Annotated in this window: 16 protein-coding genes; 3 read left to right on the top strand and 13 right to left on the bottom strand. The window is 64.0% G+C overall.

Annotation, left to right across the window (positions count from 1 at the left end; genetic code table 11):
- Positions 1-23 precede the first annotated feature (23 nt).
- Positions 24-623, bottom strand: a complete 600-nt coding sequence (gene phaR, locus QUV11_RS08040; RefSeq protein WP_300881455.1) for a polyhydroxyalkanoate synthesis repressor PhaR — start codon at positions 621-623, stop codon at positions 24-26.
- Between phaR and QUV11_RS08035 the strand changes: the two genes are divergently transcribed.
- Both QUV11_RS08035 and QUV11_RS08030 read left to right on the top strand, forming a co-directional pair.
- Positions 580-1,737, top strand: coding sequence for an alpha/beta fold hydrolase (locus QUV11_RS08035; RefSeq protein ID WP_300881512.1), 1,158 nt, complete (start codon positions 580-582; stop codon positions 1,735-1,737). The genes phaR and QUV11_RS08035 overlap by 44 nt on opposite strands.
- A gap of 50 nt (positions 1,738-1,787) precedes the next feature.
- Positions 1,788-2,960, top strand: a complete 1,173-nt coding sequence (locus QUV11_RS08030) for an acetyl-CoA C-acetyltransferase (protein WP_300881454.1) — start codon at positions 1,788-1,790, stop codon at positions 2,958-2,960.
- 63 nt (positions 2,961-3,023) lie between these two features.
- On the opposite strand, the gene alr is transcribed toward QUV11_RS08030, so the two are convergent.
- The 10 genes from alr to QUV11_RS07980 form a co-directional block, all read right to left on the bottom strand.
- On the bottom strand, positions 3,024-4,049 hold the full coding sequence (alr, locus tag QUV11_RS08025) for an alanine racemase (RefSeq protein WP_300881453.1): 1,026 nt from the start codon (positions 4,047-4,049) through the stop codon (positions 3,024-3,026).
- A gap of 22 nt (positions 4,050-4,071) precedes the next feature.
- Positions 4,072-5,679, bottom strand: a complete 1,608-nt coding sequence (locus QUV11_RS08020; RefSeq protein WP_300881452.1) for an MFS transporter — start codon at positions 5,677-5,679, stop codon at positions 4,072-4,074.
- A 23-nt stretch (positions 5,680-5,702) separates the two neighbouring features.
- The gene (locus QUV11_RS08015; protein ID WP_300881451.1) at positions 5,703-7,700 is read right to left on the bottom strand and encodes an acetyl/propionyl/methylcrotonyl-CoA carboxylase subunit alpha; all 1,998 of its coding nucleotides are present in this window, start codon (positions 7,698-7,700) and stop codon (positions 5,703-5,705) included.
- On the bottom strand, positions 7,679-8,545 hold the full coding sequence (locus tag QUV11_RS08010) for an alpha/beta hydrolase-fold protein (protein WP_300881450.1): 867 nt from the start codon (positions 8,543-8,545) through the stop codon (positions 7,679-7,681). The genes QUV11_RS08015 and QUV11_RS08010 overlap by 22 nt, the downstream gene beginning before the upstream one ends.
- Entirely contained in the window at positions 8,542-9,546 is a 1,005-nt protein-coding gene (bioB, locus tag QUV11_RS08005; RefSeq protein ID WP_300881449.1) for a biotin synthase BioB, read from the bottom strand. Before bioB ends, QUV11_RS08010 begins: the two co-directional genes overlap by 4 nt.
- A gap of 95 nt (positions 9,547-9,641) precedes the next feature.
- Positions 9,642-11,780 (bottom strand): methylmalonyl-CoA mutase, encoded by a 2,139-nt coding sequence (gene scpA, locus QUV11_RS08000; protein ID WP_300881448.1) that lies wholly within the window; start codon positions 11,778-11,780, stop codon positions 9,642-9,644.
- Between the two features lie 22 nt (positions 11,781-11,802).
- Positions 11,803-12,585, bottom strand: a complete 783-nt coding sequence (locus tag QUV11_RS07995; RefSeq protein ID WP_300881447.1) for an enoyl-CoA hydratase-related protein — start codon at positions 12,583-12,585, stop codon at positions 11,803-11,805.
- Between the two features lie 147 nt (positions 12,586-12,732).
- Complete coding sequence (mce, locus tag QUV11_RS07990; protein WP_300881446.1) at positions 12,733-13,167, bottom strand: methylmalonyl-CoA epimerase; 435 nt, start codon at positions 13,165-13,167, stop codon at positions 12,733-12,735.
- On the bottom strand, positions 13,164-13,424 hold the full coding sequence (locus QUV11_RS07985; protein WP_300881445.1) for a hypothetical protein: 261 nt from the start codon (positions 13,422-13,424) through the stop codon (positions 13,164-13,166). The genes mce and QUV11_RS07985 overlap by 4 nt, the downstream gene beginning before the upstream one ends.
- Positions 13,421-14,947: an acyl-CoA carboxylase subunit beta gene (locus QUV11_RS07980; protein WP_300881444.1), complete on the bottom strand. Its 1,527-nt coding sequence runs from the start codon at positions 14,945-14,947 to the stop codon at positions 13,421-13,423. The genes QUV11_RS07985 and QUV11_RS07980 overlap by 4 nt, the downstream gene beginning before the upstream one ends.
- Positions 14,948-15,058: 111 nt before the next feature.
- Between QUV11_RS07980 and QUV11_RS07975 the strand changes: the two genes are divergently transcribed.
- Entirely contained in the window at positions 15,059-16,459 is a 1,401-nt protein-coding gene (locus tag QUV11_RS07975) for a short-chain fatty acyl-CoA regulator family protein (protein WP_300881443.1), read from the top strand.
- A 21-nt stretch (positions 16,460-16,480) separates the two neighbouring features.
- On the opposite strand, the gene gor is transcribed toward QUV11_RS07975, so the two are convergent.
- The gene (gene gor, locus QUV11_RS07970; RefSeq protein ID WP_300881442.1) at positions 16,481-17,827 is read right to left on the bottom strand and encodes a glutathione-disulfide reductase; all 1,347 of its coding nucleotides are present in this window, start codon (positions 17,825-17,827) and stop codon (positions 16,481-16,483) included.
- A gap of 37 nt (positions 17,828-17,864) precedes the next feature.
- Entirely contained in the window at positions 17,865-19,382 is a 1,518-nt protein-coding gene (gene pgi, locus QUV11_RS07965) for a glucose-6-phosphate isomerase (RefSeq protein ID WP_300881441.1), read from the bottom strand.
- Positions 19,383-19,420: the final 38 nt, after the last annotated feature.

The raw sequence follows: 19,420 nt of genomic DNA, 5'->3' as shown, positions 1-19,420 counted from the left end.
TTTGGACGCAGGCGCTGCAGGGATTATTTCTTGTCGACGAGATCGTCGATCTTGCGCTGCATGGCCGAAAGCTGGGCCTTCAGCGCTGCGATCTCATCGTCCGATGACGAGGCGGGCGTCGGTGCGGTCATGGCTTGGCCCGGCTGGCCTGGGGTGCCTGCGGCCTTGTCCTTGCGCGGAGTGAAGGCGCTGGAAGCAGCCTCGAACATCGCGAGGTTCTGGCGGGCGAGCTGGGCGAACGGGCTGTTCTTGATGCTGCCTTCCATCGCGCTATGAAACTTTTCCTGGTTCTTGCGGAAAGCGTCCATCGACGCTTCCAGATATTGCGGAATCATCGACTGCATCGAATTGCCATACATCGAGATCAGTTCGCGCAGGAACCCGACGGGCAGCATCTGCTGGCCGCTCGATTCCTCTTCCATGATAATCTGGGTGAGGATGTTGTGGGTGATGTCATCGCCGGACTTGGCATCGACGACCTGGAAATCCTTGCCTTCGCGCGTCAGCTTGGCCAAGAAGTCGAGCGTGATGTAGCTCGACGACCGGGTGTTATACAGACGGCGATTGGCGTATTTTTTGATGATGATGACATCATCCGAATCCGAGGTGCCAGACTTGGCCATGCGTGCATCTCCCGATAAAAGCCCCAGCACTGTAGCACCGCATCATAGTGCACTGCAACATGCGCCCCGCCCGCTGCCGCTTTTCCTGGCCCTGGCACGTCAGCAGCTCGCCGACGACCCCGATCGCCTGCTGTTGCTGATGCAGGCGCTTGAGCGCTATCGCCGCGCCGACCGCAGTTTCATGCGCCCCCCGGGCGCGGTTTTGCTGCACCACGGCAAGACCATGCTGCGCAGCGTCATAACCGGGAAGCCGAACGATGTGTCTCCCCACGGGACGCCTGATGTCGTGTTCGTGCCATCCCCGATCAACGCACCGCATATCCTGGATATGGATGCGGAGTGCTCGCTGATGGGTTGGCTGGCGGATCACGGCCTGGCCTGCGCGCTGGTAGACTGGGGCCAAACGGCCGCCTGTGATCGTGCGGACACGCTCGACACGCTGGTGACCGACCGCCTGCGGCCCCTGCTGGAGCGATTGCCCGGGCCGGTGCATCTGGTAGGCTATTGCCTTGGTGGACTGATCGCGATGGCCGCCGCCTGCCATGCCGAAGTGCGCAGCCTGACATTGATTGCGACTCCGTGGAACTTCAGCGGTTATCCGGCAGCGCGCCGCAATGAGCTTGGACGCATGTGGGCGCACCATCGGCCGACCTGCGCGCGGATGGGACTGGTGCCAATGGAGGTGATGCAGCACGGTTTCTGGACACTCTCGCCCGAAAAACTGGTCGAGAAATATCTTACGTTCGGAGCGATGGAAGCCGGGAGCGCCGCGGCGCGGCGATTCGTCGCGATCGAGGACTGGGCCAATGGCGGCGAGCCCCTGCCCTTTGCGCTGGGCGAGCAGCTTTTCGAAAGCCTTTATGGAGCGGACATCACCGGACGCGGGGAATGGAGTGTAGGCGGCATCCAGGTCAGCCTGGCCAAGGTGCGCGGCCCGGCGAAGGAATTCGCCTCGGCCAGCGATGCCATCGTGCCTTTGGCATGCTCCCCCGATCTGCCCGGCAGGGAGGTGCTGGCCTCGGGCCATGTCGGCATGGTCGTCGGCAGCAGCGGGCCAAAACGGCTTTGGCCGATGCTGAAAGATTGGATTCTGTCCCACGAAGCGCCTAACTAGGGGGCATTCCTTCCGCCCCAGCGCATTTCTGTCAGATGGAGACTTCTCTCATGTCCAGCATCGTCATCACCGCCGCCAAGCGCACTCCGGTCGGCAGCTTCCTCGGAGCCTATGCCGCCACGCCCGCTCACGAACTCGGCCGCATCGCGATCGAAGCGGCGCTGGCACAGTCTGGCATCACCGGCGAGGACGTCTCCGAGGTTATCCTGGGCCAGGTGCTCACCGCCGGCCAGGGCCAGAACCCGGCGCGCCAGGCGTCGATCAACGCGGGCATTCCCAAGGAAGTGCCAGCCTATGGCGTCAACCAGGTCTGCGGATCGGGTCTGCGCGCGGTAGCACTGGGTTTCCAGTCGATCGCCAATGGCGATGCCGATATGATCGTCGCCGGCGGGCAGGAGAACATGTCGATGTCTCCGCATGCCCAGATGATGCGCGCCGGCCAGAAAATGGGCGACATGAAGCTGGTCGACACCATGGTCTATGATGGCCTGACCGATGTGTTCAACCAGTATCACATGGGCATCACCGCCGAGAACCTTGCGGAGAAGTTCCAGATCAGCCGCGAGGCGCAGGACCGGTTCGCCGTCCGCTCGCAGAACCTGGCCGAACATGCACGCGCCGATGGTCGCTTCATGGACGAGATCGCGCCGGTGACGATCAAGGGTCGCAAGGGCGATGTCACGGTCACCGATGACGAGTACATCCGCGCCGGGGCGACCTATGAGAGCGTCGCTGGCCTCAAGCCCGCCTTCAAGAAGGATGGCACCGTTACCGCAGCCAACGCCAGCGGCCTCAACGACGGCGCGGCCGCTCTGGTGCTGATGCGCGAAGAAGATGCGGCCAGGCGCGGCCTGACCCCGCTGGGCCGGATCGCCAGCTGGGCCTCGATGGGAGTCGACCCCTCGATCATGGGGATCGGGCCGGTCTCCGCCAGCCGCCGCGCGCTCGCCAAGGCAGGCTGGAGCGTCGAGGACCTCGACCTCATCGAATCGAACGAGGCGTTTGCCGCGCAGGCGCTGTCGGTGACTCAGGAAATGGGCTGGGATCCCGAAAAGGTGAACGTCAACGGCGGAGCGATCGCCATCGGCCATCCGATCGGCGCGAGCGGGGCGCGCGTGTTGACGACTTTGCTCTACGAAATGGGGCGTCGCGACGCGAAGCGGGGTCTGGCCACCCTGTGCATCGGCGGCGGCATGGGCATCGCGGTGTGCATCGAACGGTAAGCCAGTTCTGAAACCGTCGTCATTCCCGCGAAAGCGGGGGTGACGACAAAGTATTCAGGCGGCTCAGTCCACCCACACGCGGTCAAACCGCCGTCCGATCTGGGTCAGCCATTCATACTGGCTGATCCCGGTCGCGGCTTCCACTTGGCGAAGATCGAGTTCGGCAGCGATCCAGTCGCCTTCGCGCAAGGTCGGCGCGGCGCTGATGTCGATGCAGGTGAGATCCATCGAGACACGCCCCAGCAGCGGCAACCGCGTACCGTTGTGGGTAAACCCACCGATGCCGGACAGCGCGCGCTTGAACCCATCGGCATAGCCCAGCGCCAGCGTGGCGGTGCGCATCGCGGCAGGCGCGGTGAAGGTTGCGCCGTATCCGATGCTATCGCCCGCCTGCATCTGCCGAACCTGCAACACCCGCGTCTCGATCCGCATGACGGGTCGAATGACATCGGCCAGCGCCGCACAGGGCACGCCGCCATAAAGCGCCAGGCCAGGCCGGGTGCAATCAAGGTGATAGTCGCGGCCGAGTCCGATCCCGGCGCTGTTGGCGAGGCTGTAGCGGCGCGCGTTCACTCCGCTGCGGACCTGATCGAACCGCTGCCGCTGCGTTTCGTTCTGCGCGCTGTCCTCGTCAGCCGATGCCAGATGGCTCATGCACAGATCGATATCGAGGCCCGCGCACAATCCCGCGACATCGTCGCGCCAGTCGATCCCGAGCCGGCCCATCCCGCTATCGATCATCACATGGCAGGTGCCGCCCCCGACGCTGCGCCAGCGCGCGATCTGATCGGCGCTGTTGAGCACCGGAACCGCGCCGACCGCTAGCGCCAGTGCTTCCTCGCCCGGCGCGATTCCATGCAGCACTGCGATACGCGCAGGGTCGACAAGCCCGGCCAGCGCTTTCGCTTCGGCCCAGTGCGCCACGAAAAAGTCCCGACAGCCTGCCGCGGACAGCCGGGTCACGACATCCGCCGCGCCCAGGCCATAGCCATCAGCCTTCACCGCAGCGCCTGCCGAGGCGTTCCCGCTCAGCCTGTCCAGCGCCCGCCAGTTTGCAACCAGCGCGGCGCCATCGAGTACAAGCCGCATGTTCGCGTTAATGTGCGATGGGTCAGGGATGCTCCGGCTCCACTCCGGGCTTATGGGTTTCCTGCAGCCAGACCATGCTGACCACGAATGCCATGAGCACCACGCCCCAGGTGTACCACAATCCGGAATAGGGATTGCCGGTCTTGGCGATGATGAAGCTGGCGATGAACGGCAGGAAACCGCCGAAATAACCGGTGCCGAAATGATAGGGGATCGACATCGAACTGTAGCGGATACGCGGCGGGAACATCTCCGAAAGCAGCGCGGCGACCGGACCATAGGTCGCGGCGGACAGGGCCCCGAGCCCTGCCAGCGCTGCGACGATCACCGCTATGCTCGCCATCGGCGGGACGCGCGGCGTGAAGTCGTACCCGGCGGCCAGCAGCGCGGCATCGACGCCCTCGCTGCTGATATCGGAAACCACGGTATCGCCGATCTTGACCGCGACGCGAGGCCCCTCGCTCAGCGTGTAGCCCACGCCCTTGGCGGTGAATTGCGCAAGCAACTTGCCGCAGTCGCCTGTCTGTTCCTTGGCGAAGGGCGAATAGTCGCAATTGGGTCCGGAGATCACCACCGGCGCGCGCTCCATCGCGGCGTTGAGCGCCGGGTTGGCGACGCTCCCGATCAGCCAGAACAAGGGGAACACCAATACCAGCGTCAGCGCATAGCCCCACACGATCGGCTTCTTGCGGCCAAGCTTGTCAGAAAGCGATCCGAAATAAATGTAGAACATCATAGAGATGCACGCCGAGGCGCCGACGATGATCTCGGCCGCAGTATCGTCGACCCGCATCGGTCCCTTCAGGAACGACAGCGCCGAGAACATCGCGGTGTACCAGATCACGGTAAGCCCCGCAGCGATCCCGAACAGCGCCACGAACAGGCGCTTCTTGTTGCCGGGATAGGTGAAGCTTTCGACGAACGGATTGCCGGCGAGTTCGCCATCAGCCTTCATCGCCTTGAACACCGGGCTTTCGGACAGCTTGAGCCGCATCCACAGCGACACCGCGAGCAGCAGCAGCGACAGCAGGAACGGCACGCGCCAGCCCCACTCGTTCCACACCGCATCGCTCATGATCGCCTTGCAGCCGAGCACGACGACAAGGCTGAGCACGAAGCCGCCGACGACGCTCGCCTGGATGAAGCTGGTATAGAATCCGCGCTTTTCGGGTGGGGCGTGTTCGGACACATAGATTGCAGCGCCGCCATATTCGCCACCCAGCGCCAGCCCCTGCAGGATGCGCAACAGGATGATGATGATCGGCGCGGCAATGCCGATGGTGTCCGCCGACGGGATCAGGCCGACACCCGCGGTGGCGACGCCCATCAGCGTCACCGTCACCAGGAACGTGTACTTGCGCCCCAGCCGATCACCCAGAAAGCCGAACAGGATCGCGCCCAAGGGCCGAAAGCCGAATCCCACGGCAAAGCCCGCCCAGACCAGCAGCGTCTCGAGCGTGACATTGCCGCTGGGAAAGAACGTCCGCCCGATGATCGCGGCGAGCGTGCCGTAGATAAAAAAGTCGTACCATTCGAAAATGGTGCCAAGCGATGATGCGCCGATGACCAGCCGAATATCCGACTTGCTCGGCGTGATGGTGTCCCCGTTTGCTGCGACCGTTGCGGCCATCCAGCATCTCCCCAAATACGTCCCTATTCGAGTTCGAGTATCACCGCATCGACGGCAAGGCTATCCCCTTCGGCAGCGCTGATCGTCTTGACCGTGGCGGCCTTTTCAGCGCGCAGGATGTTCTCCATCTTCATCGCTTCGACGATCGCCAGCGGCTGGCCCGGCTGCACCTTGTCGCCCTCGGCGACGTGCAGCTTCACCAGAAGGCCGGGCATCGGGCAGAGCAGGAAGCGCGACAGATCGGGCGGCACCTTCTCGATCATGTGGCGGGCATGCTGCGCAACATGCGCGGGCAACACCTCGAACCGATGCGTGGCGCCGCGCGCGGTGAGCGCAAAGCCGGTGCGGGTGCGCTGGACCTTGACCGCAAGCTCGTCGGATACGTCCTCGTCGCCGAAGTCCGCGATCGCCATGCGGTCACCGGGGGTATAGCCCATGGCCATGTCGACGACCTCGCCATCGACCACGATCGCGTCTTCGCTGACCGAGACCTCCATCGCGACATCCCCATGCCGCACACGCCATTCGGATGGTGGGGTCAAGCGGTTGCCGAGCTGCCCGCTGACCCGCAAGCTGCGATCGGCCTCTGCTGTCGCGATGAACGCCGCGATCGCTGCGAGCCGCTGGAGCAGCTCGGGCGACGCCGGAGCGCCGTGGAAACCGTCGGGATATTCCTCGGCGATGAAGCCGGTGGTGATGTTGCCCGAGCGGAAGCGGGGGTGCTGCATCAGCGCCGAGACGAAATCGAGATTATGTCCGGGGCCTTCGAGCTCGAACCGGTCGATCGCCAGGATCTGCCGGTCGATCGCCTCGATGCGCGTATCGCCATAGGTGATCAGCTTGGCGATCATCGGATCGTAATGGATCGAGACCTCGCCGCCCTCTTCGACGCCGTCATCGACGCGCACGCCCTTCTTCTGCTTGGGCGGGTTGTAGCGCACCAGACGGCCGATCGACGGCAGGAAACCGCGATAGGGGTCTTCGGCATAGACGCGGTTCTCGACTGCCCAGCCGGTCAGCTTGACGTCGTCCTGGGTGAAGCCGAGCGGCTCGCCATTGGCGACGCGGATCATCTGCTCGACAAGGTCCAGCCCGGTGACCAGTTCGGTCACGGGGTGTTCGACCTGAAGCCGGGTGTTCATCTCGAGGAAGTAGAAGCCCTCGCCGGTGGTGTCGGCGCCCGAGACGATCAGCTCGACCGTGCCTGCGCTGTAATAGCCGACGGCCCGCGCCAGCGCGACCGCCTGCTCGCCCATCTTCTTGCGCATTTCGGGGGTGACGAACGGCGATGGCGCTTCTTCGACCACCTTCTGGTGGCGGCGCTGGATCGAGCATTCGCGTTCGCCGAGATAGACGATGTTGCCATGCTGGTCGCCGAGCACCTGGATTTCGATGTGGCGCGGCTGGAGGATGAACTTCTCGATGAACACGCGGTCGTCGCCAAAGCTGGCAAGGCCTTCGCGCTTGGTCGCCTCGAAGCCCTCGCGCACGTCCTGCTCGGTATAGGCCAGCCGCATGCCCTTGCCGCCACCGCCGGCTGACGCCTTCATCATCACCGGATAGCCGATCTCGCCCGCAATCCGCACGGCATGCTCGGTATCGTCGATCTCGCCGACAAAGCCCGGCACGACGTTAACGCCCGCTTCCAAGGCCAGTTTCTTGGACTCGATCTTGTCGCCCATCGCGGCGATCGCGCCGGGAGGTGGGCCGATAAAGGTGATGCCCGCTGCCTTCAGCGCCTCGGCAAAGCTGGTGCGCTCCGAGAGAAAACCATAGCCGGGGTGTACCGCATCCGCGCCGGTGGCCTTGCACACCTCGATGATCTTGTCGGCAAGCAGATAGGACTGCGCGGCGGGCGACGGGCCGATGTGCACCGCTTCATCCGCCATCTCGACATGCGGGCTGCGCGCGTCGGCATCCGAATAGACGGCCACCGTCTTGATACCCATCTTGCGGGCGGTGCGGATGACGCGGCAGGCGATCTCGCCGCGGTTGGCAATCAGGATTTTGGTGATTGGCATGATAGGTCAAATCCACTTTTTGGGTCTTGCTCGACCGAAGTTGGGAAGAGGAACTGGAGCGCCTCGGATGAGACGGTGTGATAAATCGTCGCGTGGGTCAGATCGGGGCGTGGCGCATAGCACCAGGTCTGATCCGCACGCTTGCGGGCGGCCAGTGCCGCGGTCAGCCGGTCGACCCCGGTCTGCATCTCGCGGCCTTCGTTGGCGATCGTGAGGTACAGCCGGTGCGGCTTGGCAGAAGGTTTGGCGAGCAGAGCGCCCGAAGCCTTGGCCAGCCGCTCGTCGTCCCACCACAGGCTCGGGCTGATCGCAGCATAGTGATCGAACAGGTCGGGCTCGGTGAGATAGGTCTCGACGATGAACAGCCCGGCGAGCGATTCCCCGATCACGCCGGTTTGCCCCGAGATGCGATAGCTCTTGGCGACCATCGGCATGACTTCATCACGGATAAAGGCGCGAAAAGCTGCCGAGCCTCCCGCGGTCGGAAACTCCTTGAGCAGCGCGGGGTCGCTGGTCGGCCCTGTCAGTTCGCGCCTGCGGTCCTTCGTGGCAACGCCGACCACGATCACATCCTGCGACCGCGCCCACAACGCGCCGAGCGCAGACGTGCCCGCGATATGCAAAAAGTCCTGGTCCAGCCCGCCATCGATGAGATAGAGCACCGGGTAGGTCTTGCCCGATGTCGCGTAATCGGCAGGCAGATAGACGTTGACCACCCGCTCCTGCGCCAACGGGTTCGACGCCAGCGTGTGCGTCTCGCCGATGGTGATCGGCACAGGCTGCGCATGGGCGGTCGTCACGCCGACAAACGACAGCAAGAGCAGGAACAGCAAGCGCAAGCTCACTCCGCTGCCTCGAGATGCCCATGCGGCTGTGCGGCCATCGCCTTCATGCCGAGTTTGCTCAGCAGCGCGCCATCCTTGTCGTCGCCGGCATTGGGCGCGGTGAGCAGCTTGTCGCCGGTGAAGATGCTGTTCGCGCCCGCCATGAAGCACAGAGCCTGGCAGCTTTCGGACATACTCTCGCGGCCCGCGCTCAGCCGTACCATCGAGCGCGGCATGGTGATGCGCGCGACCGCCACCGTGCGAACGAACTCGATCTCGTCGATCTTGGCGAGCGGCGTGTCGGCGAGCATGTCGCCCAGCACCGTGCCCTTGACCGGGACGAGCGCGTTGATCGGCACGCTTTCCGGGTGCGGCATGGTGGCAAGCGCGTGGATGAAGCCGATGCGGTCGGAGCGCGTCTCGCCCATGCCAACGATGCCGCCGCAGCACACGTTGATGCCTGCCGAACGCACGTTGTCCAATGTCTCCATCCGGTCCTCGAAGGTGCGGGTGGTGATGACGTTGGCGTAGTTCTCGGGCGCGGTGTCGATGTTGTGGTTGTAGTAATCGAGCCCAGCATCGGCGAGCTGCTTGGCCTGGCTCGCGGTGAGCATGCCCAGCGTCATGCAGGTTTCCATGCCCATCTCGCGCACGCCCTTGACCATCGCGGCGAGCTTGGGGATGTCGCGATCCTTGGGGTTGCGCCACGCCGCGCCCATGCAGAACCGGCCCGAGCCGTGGTCCTTGGCCTGTGCCGCGGCCTGCAGCACCGCCTGCACGTCGAGCAGCTTGGTCGCCTTGACCCCGCTTTCGGCCGCAGTCGATTGGCTGCAATAGCCGCAATCCTCGGGGCAACCGCCGGTTTTGATCGACAGCAAGGTCGAGAGCTGGACTTCGTTGCGCGGGAAATTGGTGCGGTGGATGGTCTGCGCCTCGAACATCAGGTCGTTGAACGGCAGATCGAACAGCGCAGTGATTTCATCGCGGCTCCAGTCTGTCCTTGCGGTTCCCTGCGCAGGCATGGGCCCATCTCCTGAGCGTCCGGCTGGCGCAGCATGATTTGGAGAGACCAGGCGATGGGCCCCTGCCTGCGCAGGGGACCGGGTAGTAAGATCATTCATTCTGCAGCTTCCTGAACTGGGGGCATGTTGTGGCCGAGCAGACGCAGAACGTCCGCAGCGCATTCTACGACGTTCGATCCGGGGCCGTAGATGCCCTGGACGCCGGCATCGCGGAGGAAGTCGTAATCCTGCGGCGGGATGACGCCGCCGACGATCACCTTGATGTCGTTGCGCCCGGCTTCCTTGAGGCCCGCGATCAGCTCGGGGATCAACGTCTTGTGCCCGGCGGCCAGCGACGAAGCGCCGACGACATCGACATCGCTCTCGAGCGCGAGCACCACGGTCTCTTCGGGTGTCTGGAACAGCGGCCCCGAGACGATCTCGAAGCCGAGGTCGCCAAAGGCCGAGGCGATCACGTTCGCGCCGCGATCATGGCCGTCCTGGCCCATCTTGGCGACGAGCAGCTTGGGCTTGCGGCCCAGACGGCGTTCGACGGCCTTGACGCCCTCGACCACCTGCGCCCAGCGGCCGTCATCGACATACGGCGCGCTGTAGACGCCCTTCACCGGGGTCGGCACGGTCGCATAGCGCCCGAACACATCCTCCATCGCCTGGCTGATCTCGCCCAATGTCGCGCGCGCACGCGCGGCATCGACCGCGAGCGCGAGCAGATTGCCGTCGCCCCTCGCGCCTTCGCGCAAAGCATCGAGCGCAGCCTGGCAGGCAGCGCCATCGCGCGACGCCTTGACCGACGCGATCCGGGCCACCTGGCCTTCGCGCACCTTGGCGTTGTCGACGTTGAGCGTCTCGAGATGGTCCTCGGTCGGCAGGCGATACTTGTTCACGCCGACCACGACATCCTCGGCGCGATCGACCCGAGCCTGGCGTCCGGCAGCGGCTTCCTCGATCATCGCCTTGGGCCAGCCCGCCGCCACGGCCTTGGCCATGCCGCCTTCGCTTTCGACACGCTCGATGATCTCCCACGCCTTGTCGACCAGTTCCTGCGTCAGGCTTTCGATATAGTAACTGCCCCCCAGCGGATCGACCACGTTGGTCATCCCGGTTTCTTCCTGGATCACCAGCTGGGTGTTGCGGGCGATGCGTGCGGAGAAATCGGTGGGCAGTGCGATCGCTTCATCAAGCGCATTGGTGTGCAGCGACTGCGTTCCGCCCAGCATCGCGGCCATTGCCTCGATCGTGGTGCGGATCACGTTGTTGTACGGGTCCTGCTCGGTCAGCGACACGCCCGAGGTCTGGCAGTGGGTGCGCAGCATCTTCGAGCGCTCGTCCTGCGCGCCCAACTGGGTCATCACCCGATGCCACAGCACGCGCGCGGCGCGCAATTTGGCGATTTCCATGAAGAAGTTCATGCCGATGGCGAAGAAGAACGAGAGGCGCCCGGCGAACTTGTCGATGTCGAGGCCCGAGGCGACACCGTATTTCACATATTCCATGCCGTCGGCGATGGTGAAGGCGAGCTCCTGCACCTGCGTCGCGCCGGCTTCCTGCATGTGATAGCCGGAGATCGAGATGCTGTTGAACTTGGGCATCTCGCGGCTGGTATAGCCGAAGATGTCCGAGATGATCCGCATCGAAGGCTCGGGCGGATAGATATACGTGTTGCGGACCATGAACTCCTTGAGGATGTCGTTCTGGATGGTCCCGTCGAGCAGTTTGCGATCCACCCCCTGCTCTTCGCCTGCGACGATGAAGAACGCGAGGATCGGGATCACCGCGCCGTTCATCGTCATGCTGACCGACATCTTGTCGAGCGGGATACCGTCGAACAGGATCTTCATGTCCTCGACGCTGTCGATCGCCACGCCCGCCTTCCCGACATCGCCGGTGACGCGCGGGTGGTCGCTGTCATAACCGCGGTGGGTGGCGAGATCGAACGCGACCGAAAGCCCCTTCTGCCCGGCTGCAAGGTTGCGGCGATAGAAAGCGTTCGATTCCTCGGCGGTGGAGAAACCCGCGTACTGGCGAATCGTCCACGGCCGGCCCGCATACATGCTGGCGCGTACCCCGCGGGTGAACGGCGCAAAGCCCGGAAGGCCGGGATCGACCGACACATCGTCCGCGGTATACAGCGGCTTGACCGCGATCCCCTCGGGCGTCTGCCAGGTGAGATCGCGTCCCTTGACCTCCTTTTCGGCCAGAGCCTGCCAGTCGGCGATTTTGGGTGTGTCGGTCATGCTGTCGGTCCCGTGTGTGTGATCAGCTGCCGGTGAAGTTCGGCTTGCGCTTCTGCAGGAAGGAGATTGCGCCTTCGCGCGCATCGTTGGTGTCGCCGGCGATCTTCTGGCCTTCGGCCTCGCGGGTCAGCGCGGTGGCGAAGTCGCATTCGAGCGCTTCGACCAGGTTCTTGCGCATGATGCCGAGCGCCACGGTGGGCATCGCGGCCAGCCGCGCGGCCAGCGCCATCGCCTCGTCGATCAGGCTGTCGTGCTCGACCACCTTGTAGACCATGCCCCAGTCGTGCGCCTTGGCGGCGGGGATCTTTTCGCCCAGCATCATCATCTCGGTCGCGCGCGCCTTGCCGATCAACCGGGTGAGCATCCAGCTCGCGCCGCCATCGGGCACCAGACCGATGTTGACGAACGCCTGCAGGAAATAGGCCTTTTCGCTCGCCACGACGAAATCGGGCGCGAGGCCGATCGAGCAACCGACGCCTGCGGCAGGGCCATTGACTGCGCTGATTGTCGGGATGTGCAGACGGTGCAGCTTGAGCAGCATCGGATTGTAGTGCTGGGTCAGCGCCTTGTAGCTGCCCTGCCCGCCCGAAATCGAGCTGTCACGCCCGCCGGTCAGATCCGCCCCCGAGCAGAAACCCTTGCCCGCGCCGGTGATGACCAGCGCGCGTGCATCACCCAGGTGATCGAGCGCATCGTTGATCTCGCCCGCCATCGGCAGCGAACAGGCATTCAGCCGCTCGGGCACGTTCAGCGTGATGGTGGCAATCTGGTCGGCGATCTCGAGCTTTATGGTTTCGTAGGTCATGACGGCATTCTTCTCCCTTAAAGCCCTCTCTCCTTCAGGGGAGAGGGTTGGGAGAGGGGCAGTCGCCCAACGTTGGCGGGACGTCCGATCCCCCTCTCCCTTCGCCACTTCGTGGCTCTTCCCTCTCCCCTCAAGGGGAGAGGGCGTCTAATGCTTCGGCGTCTCCATGATCTCGGTCAGCACCCCGCCCATATCCCTGGGATGCACGAAGAAGATCAACGTCCCGTGCGCGCCAATCCGAGGCTCACCCAATACCCGCTTGCCCAGCGCCTCGAACTCCGCTTTCGCTGCATGAATATCGGGCACCTCATAGCACATATGATGCTGCCCCCCGGCCGGGTTCTTCTCGAGAAACGAGCCGATCGAGGCATTGCCCGGCAGCGGCTCGATCAGTTCGATCTGCGTGCCATTGAGCGCGCCATCCGCGCCCGGCGTATCGACAAAGCACACCTTCACCCCCTGTTCGGGCAGGTCGAACGGATCATGGATCTTGGTCGCGCCCATGACATCGCGGTAGAACACGATGGCATCCGCGATCGAGGGCGTGGCGACGCCAATATGATTGAGACGGCCTAGCTTCATTGTCCGTTCCTATGAATGTTCATCACTTTCTCAGCGATTTGGCTGTGAACACCTGTCGGGTTCAAGCCCATGTTTTCTTGCTCGGCCCATTTTAAGAATGCTTCAATGTCCTGAAGTCCAGCTCCGGCATGGAGCATTTGAAAAAGCTGAAAGGCATAGCTGTCATATTCGTCTTTAGCGCTCGCAAACTGGTTCACCCCTATAGGGTCCCACTCTTCCCAAAGAAGCGCCTTGAGCTTTTCGAGTTCAATGATCACAACGGAATATTGTCATGCTTCTTCCAGGGATTTTCCAGCTGCTTGTTGCGCAGCTTGCGCAAGCCCAGCGCGATCCGCCGCCTTGTCGAATGCGGCATGATCACCTCGTCGATAAAGCCCTTGGAGGCCGCGACGAACGGGTTGGCGAAGCGGGCTTCGTATTCCTTGGTGCGTTCGGCGATCTCGTCCGCTGTACGCCCACGGAAGATGATCTCGACCGCGCCCTTGGCGCCCATCACCGCGATTTCGGCGGTGGGCCAGGCGTAGTTGAGGTCGCCGCGCAGGTGCTTTGACGCCATCACGTCGTACGCGCCGCCATAGGCCTTGCGGGTGATGACGGTGATCTTCGGGACCGTCGCCTCGGCATAGGCATAGAGCAATTTCGCGCCGTGCTTGATGATGCCGCTGTGTTCCTGCGCCACGCCGGGCAGGAAGCCGGGGACGTCGACAAAGGTGATGATCGGGATCTCGAAGCAATCGCAGAAGCGCACAAAGCGCGCGGCTTTCTTGGACGAGTTGATGTCGAGACATCCCGCTAGCACCATCGGCTGGTTGGCGACGACGCCCACCGTACGGCCTTCGATCCGGCCGAAGCCGGTGATGATGTTGCCCGCGTGGGTCGGCTGGATCTCGAAGAACTCGCCCTCGTCGAGCGTCTTCCTGATCAGCTCGTGCATGTCATAGGGCATGTTCGGGTTGGCCGGGATCAGCGTGTCGAGGCTGTTCTCGATCCGGTCGAACGGGTCCGCGGTCGGGCGCTCGGGCAGATCCTCGCGGTTCGACAGCGGCAGATAATCGATCAGATCGCGCGCGGCGAGCAGCGCCTCGATGTCGTTGTCGAACGCGACATCGGCGACGCCCGACTTGGCGGTGTGCGTGACGGCACCGCCGAGCTCCTCCTGCGTCACCACCTCGTTGGTCACGGTCTTGACCACATCGGGGCCGGTGACGAACATGTAGCTCGAATCCTTCACCATGAAGATGAAGTCGGTCATCGCGGGGCTGTAGACCGCGCCGCCAGCGCAAGGCCCCATGATCAGGCTGAGCTGCGGCACCACGCCCGATGCCAGCACGTTGCGCTGGAACACCTCGGCATAACCGCCGAGTGACGCCACGCCTTCCTGGATGCGCGCGCCGCCCGAATCGTTGAGGCCGATCACCGGCGCGCCGACCTTGAGCGCCATGTCCATGATCTTGCAGATCTTCTGCGCGTGGCGCTCCGAGAGCGATCCGCCGAACACGGTGAAGTCCTGGCTGAACACGAAGACGAGGCGGCCGTTGACCGTGCCCGATCCGGTGACAACGCCGTCGCCGGGGATGATCTGGTCCTGCATGCCGAAGTCGGTGCAGTTGTGCTCGACGTACATGTCGAGCTCCTCGAAACTGCCCGGATCGAGCAGCACGTCGATGCGTTCGCGCGCGGTCAGCTTGCCCTTGCTATGCTGGGCTGCGATGCGCTTTTCGCCGCCGCCCAGATGCGCTTTCTCGCGCCGCTCGGCGAGTTCTTCCAATATGGCCTGCATCGCATCCCTCTTGTCTGAATTTCGGACCGCATCCTTTTCAGCCTTTGAAGGCAGGCGCAAATGTTAAATTGCAAACTTGCAAAGCGCATGTTTGCAAACTAGCGATGAGGCATGTCGACCCGCAAGCGCCTCTATGCCGGATCCCGCGTTCGCGCATCCCGCCGCCGCAGTGGTCTCAACCAGGCAGCGATGGCCGAGGCCTTGGGGATTTCGGCGAGCTATCTCAGCCAGATCGAGAACGACGAGCGCCCGGTGACCACCGCGGTGCTGACCGCATTGTCGCGGCGGTTTGCGTTCGATACCGAGGCTGAAGACGGCACCGGCGAAGTGTTGCAGCCAATCCTCGACGACCCGCTTTTCGCAGGCGCAGACATCGACCCGGCAAGGCTCGCGCGCTGGCAGGAAGTGCAGCCCGATTTCGCTGCTATGCTCTCGACGCTGTATCAGGGATACCGCCAGGCGCAGGAACGCGCCGCGATGCTCGACGACAGCCTCGCGGGCACCGGGCAGCACGCCGCGCGGCTGCCCTGGGAAGAGGTGCGCGACTGGTTTCACGAAGCGGGCAATTACATCGACCTGCTCGACCGCGAGGCCGAGCGGATTGCGGAACAGCTCGGTGACGCGCTGAACGCGGACGGGCTGTCCGACCGGCTGAACCAACGCCATGGCATCACGCTGGGCTGGCACCAGGGCACCACAGCCGACACATCGCTCAGCCGGTTCGACCGGGACAGCCGCACGCTGTCGCTTGATCGCAGCATGGCGCCCGAATCGCGCTATTTCCAGCTCGCGCACCGGCTGGTGGCCGAGGAGATGCGCGATGCCATCGCCGCGCTCGCCGCCAGCGCTGATTTGCGCAGCGAACAGGCGCGCAGGCTGGTCGCGGTGGGGCTGGCGAACTATGCCGCCGGCGCGCTGGCGATGCCCTATGCGCGCTTTCGCAACACCGCGATGGCGTGCCGTCATGATATCGAGCAATTGAGCCAGAGCTTCGGGGTGAGCTTCGAGCAAGCGTGCCACCGGCTGTCGACGCTGCAGCGGCCCGGCGCGCGCGGGCTGCCGGTGTTCTTCTGCCGGGTCGACATGGCGGGCAACATCACCAAACGGCACAGCGCCACCCGGTTGCAGTTCGCGCGCTTCGGTGGCGCGTGTCCGCTCTGGGTGGTGCACGAGGCCGCCGCGATCCCCGACCGCATTCTCGTCCAGCTCGCCGAGACCCCCGACGGGGTGCGCTATGTCTCGATGGCCAAGGGGCTGGTCAAGCCCTCGGGCAGCTATGGCCGCAAGCCGCGCCGCTATGCCGTCGCTTTAGGCTGCGAGGTCGAGCACGCGCGGCATTTCATCTATGCCGACGGGCTCGATACCACCGCGGTGGGCGCGGTCACCCCGATCGGGATCGGCTGCCGCACCTGCCCGCGCGACAATTGCGACCAGCGCGCGTTTCCGCCCACCGATCGCCCGTTGCTGATCGACCCCGACCGGCGCGGCATGGTGCCGTACCGGATCGGGTAACGATCAAGCGCGCGTCGGCGCTTACTTCATCAGCACCAGTTCTTCGGCCATGCTGGGGTGCAGCGCCACGGTGTCGTCGAACGCCTGCTTGGTCAGCCCCGCCTTTACCGCGATCGCCGCCGCCTGCAGGATTTCGGGCGAATCCGGGCCGATCATGTGCAGCCCGAGGATCTTGCCCGAGGGTTCCTCGGTGATCATCTTGTAAAGCCCGCGCTCGGCCCGGTGTGCGAACACGTTGCGCATCGGGCGGAAGTCGGACGAATAGACGCGGATGTTGCCATAGCGGTTGCGCGCCTCGCCTTCGGTCAGGCCGACAGAGGCAATCGGCGGCTGCGAGAACACCGCGGTGGGAATGCAGTTGTAATCGACGGTGCTCGGCTTGTCGCCGAACACGGTATCGGCGAACGCCTGCCCCTCTCGGATCGCCACCGGGGTCAACTGCACACGGTTGGTGACATCGCCCACCGCATAGATGCTGTCGCAACTGGTCTTGCTGTATTCGTCCACCGGGATCGCACCCAGGTCGTCAGTCTCGATCCCGGCATGTTCCAGACCCAGACCTTCGACATTGGGAACGCGTCCGGTGGCGAACATCACGATATCGGTATGGATCGGGTCCTGACCCTTGAGATAGACGTCGAGCGTGCCGTCCTCGCGCTTTTCGATCTTCTCGAACGGTGCGTTGAACTTGAACTCGATCCCCTTGGTCATCGAAATCTGCAGCAGCCGGTCGCGCAACGATTCATCATAGCCGCGCAGAATGCTGTCACTCCGGTTGACGATGGTCACCTTGGTGCCCAGGCCATTGAGAATGCCGGCGAACTCGTTGGCGATATAGCCGCCGCCCGCGATCACCGCGCGCTTGGGGAGTTCGTCGAGGTGGAACATCTCGTTCGAGGTCAGGATATGCTCGGCGCCCGGGAATTCGGGAACGAACGGACGCGCGCCAACGGCGATCAGGATGTACTTCGCGCTGATCTCCTTGCCGCTGGCAAGCTTCACCCGGTGCGGCGCGATGATCGTCGCGCGCTGGTCGATGATCGTGACGTTGTGGTTGGTGAGCGTCGAGATATACGCCGCATTCAGCCGGTCGACATCGCCCAGCACCCGATCGCGCAACACCTGCCAGCTGAACTTGGCGCCCTCGATGGTCCAGCCATAGTTCTGCGCGTCTTCCAGATCCTCGGCGAAGTGCGACCCATAGACCAGCAGCTTTTTGGGCACGCAGCCGCGAATGACACACGTGCCGCCGACGCGGTATTCCTCGGCCACCGCGACCTTGGCGCCGTGCGACGAGGCGATGCGCGAGGCGCGCACCCCGCCCGATCCCGCTCCGATGACGAACAGGTCGAAATCATAGTCACTCATGTACTCAAACTCCCGGGAATCGGAATGGGAACGGCCCTTACAGACCTGCAGCCTCGATCAGCGCGGCGGTGGAAGGGTCGAAATCGCCGGACTGGCGGTTGTCCATGGATTTGGCGATTTCCTTGCCCAATTCAACACCGAACTGGTCAAAAGGATTGATCCCCAGCAGCATCGCGTTGGCGAAGGTGCGGTGTTCGTAGAACGCCAGCATCGCCCCCAGGCTCGCTGGGTCAACGTTGTCGAGCAGGATCGTCACCGATGGCCGGTCGCCGGGATAGCTGCGCTGCGGGTCGTCGCTGGCCTTGCCCTGCATCAGCGCCGCCCCTTGCGCAAAGCAGTTGGTGAGCAACGCACGGTGGTGCGCCTCGTCGAATTCATGCACCGAAAGCCGCGCCGCGATAAACTCCACCGGCACCAGATGCGTGCCTTGATGGAGCAGCTGGAATACCGCGTGCTGGGCGTCGGTGCCCACCCCGCCCCAAGTGATCGGCGCGCTGGGCCGGGTGAGCGCAGAACCGTCGCGCATCACCAGCTTGCCGTTGCTCTCCATCTCGAGCTGCTGGAGATAGTCGGGCAGCAACCGCAACCGCTCGTCATAGGCGAACACCGCCCGCGTCTGGCAGCCACGGACCTGCGCGTAATACAGGTCGGCAAAGGCCGCGAGCACCGGCAGGTTGCGCTCCCAGGGGGCGGTGGCGAAATGCTGGTCCATCGCGAGCGCACCGGCGCGGAATGCCGCGAACCCCTCGTTGCCCAGCGCCATCGCGACTGGAAAGCCGATGCTCGACCACACCGAGTAGCGTCCGCCGACACTCTCGGCGAACGGCAGGATGCGGGTCTCGTCGATGCCCCATTCGGCGGCCTTGTCGGGCGCAGCGGTCAGCGCGACCAGCTGGCCAAAGGGATCGTCCACCCCGCCCTCGCGCAGCCATTCGATCGCGCTGTTGGCGTTCATCAGCGTTTCGGTGGTGGTGAAGGTCTTCGATGCGATCGCGACCAATGTCTTGGCAGGATCGAAATTGGCCACCGCCTCGGACAGGGACTCGCCATCGACGTTCGCGACCACGGCGACGTCATAACGGTCGCTGTCGCGGCACAGTGCATCGATCACCAATTTGGGACCCAGCGCCGATCCGCCGATGCCGATGTGCAGGATATGGCGGATTTCGCCGAGCAGCCCTTCTTCGATGGCTTCGACCAGCGCCGCCATCCGAGCGTGGAGCGCGGTTGCCTGTTCGACCGCATCGGCAGCGCCCATGCCGCGCTCGGCGGGGTGTTCGGACGCCCGGTCCTCGCTGGTGTTGATCTTCGCCCCCGACAGGAACTGGTCACGCATCCCGGCCAGGTGCATCGCCTCGGCAAGTTCGCCGAAACGTGCGATCAGCCCGCTATCCAGATGGGTCTTGGAAAAATCGAACAATATGTCCGTGCCGCCAACGGGCAAGCGTTGCGACAGCTGCGCCAGCCTGTCCGCGTCCTCGGTGAACAGCTGGCCAAGCGTCTGGCGGGGGTGATTTGCAATCGATTGCCAGATGGCATCGGCGCTGTGCGGCATGGCTGTTCTCTTTCTTCAGGCTTCGGGACGAGGCGGGT

This window comes from Blastomonas sp. (genome assembly GCF_030373265.1).
In the GTDB taxonomy this organism is placed as follows: Bacteria; Pseudomonadota; Alphaproteobacteria; order Sphingomonadales; family Sphingomonadaceae; genus Blastomonas.
This window is presented reverse-complemented; position numbering and strand designations above follow the sequence as displayed.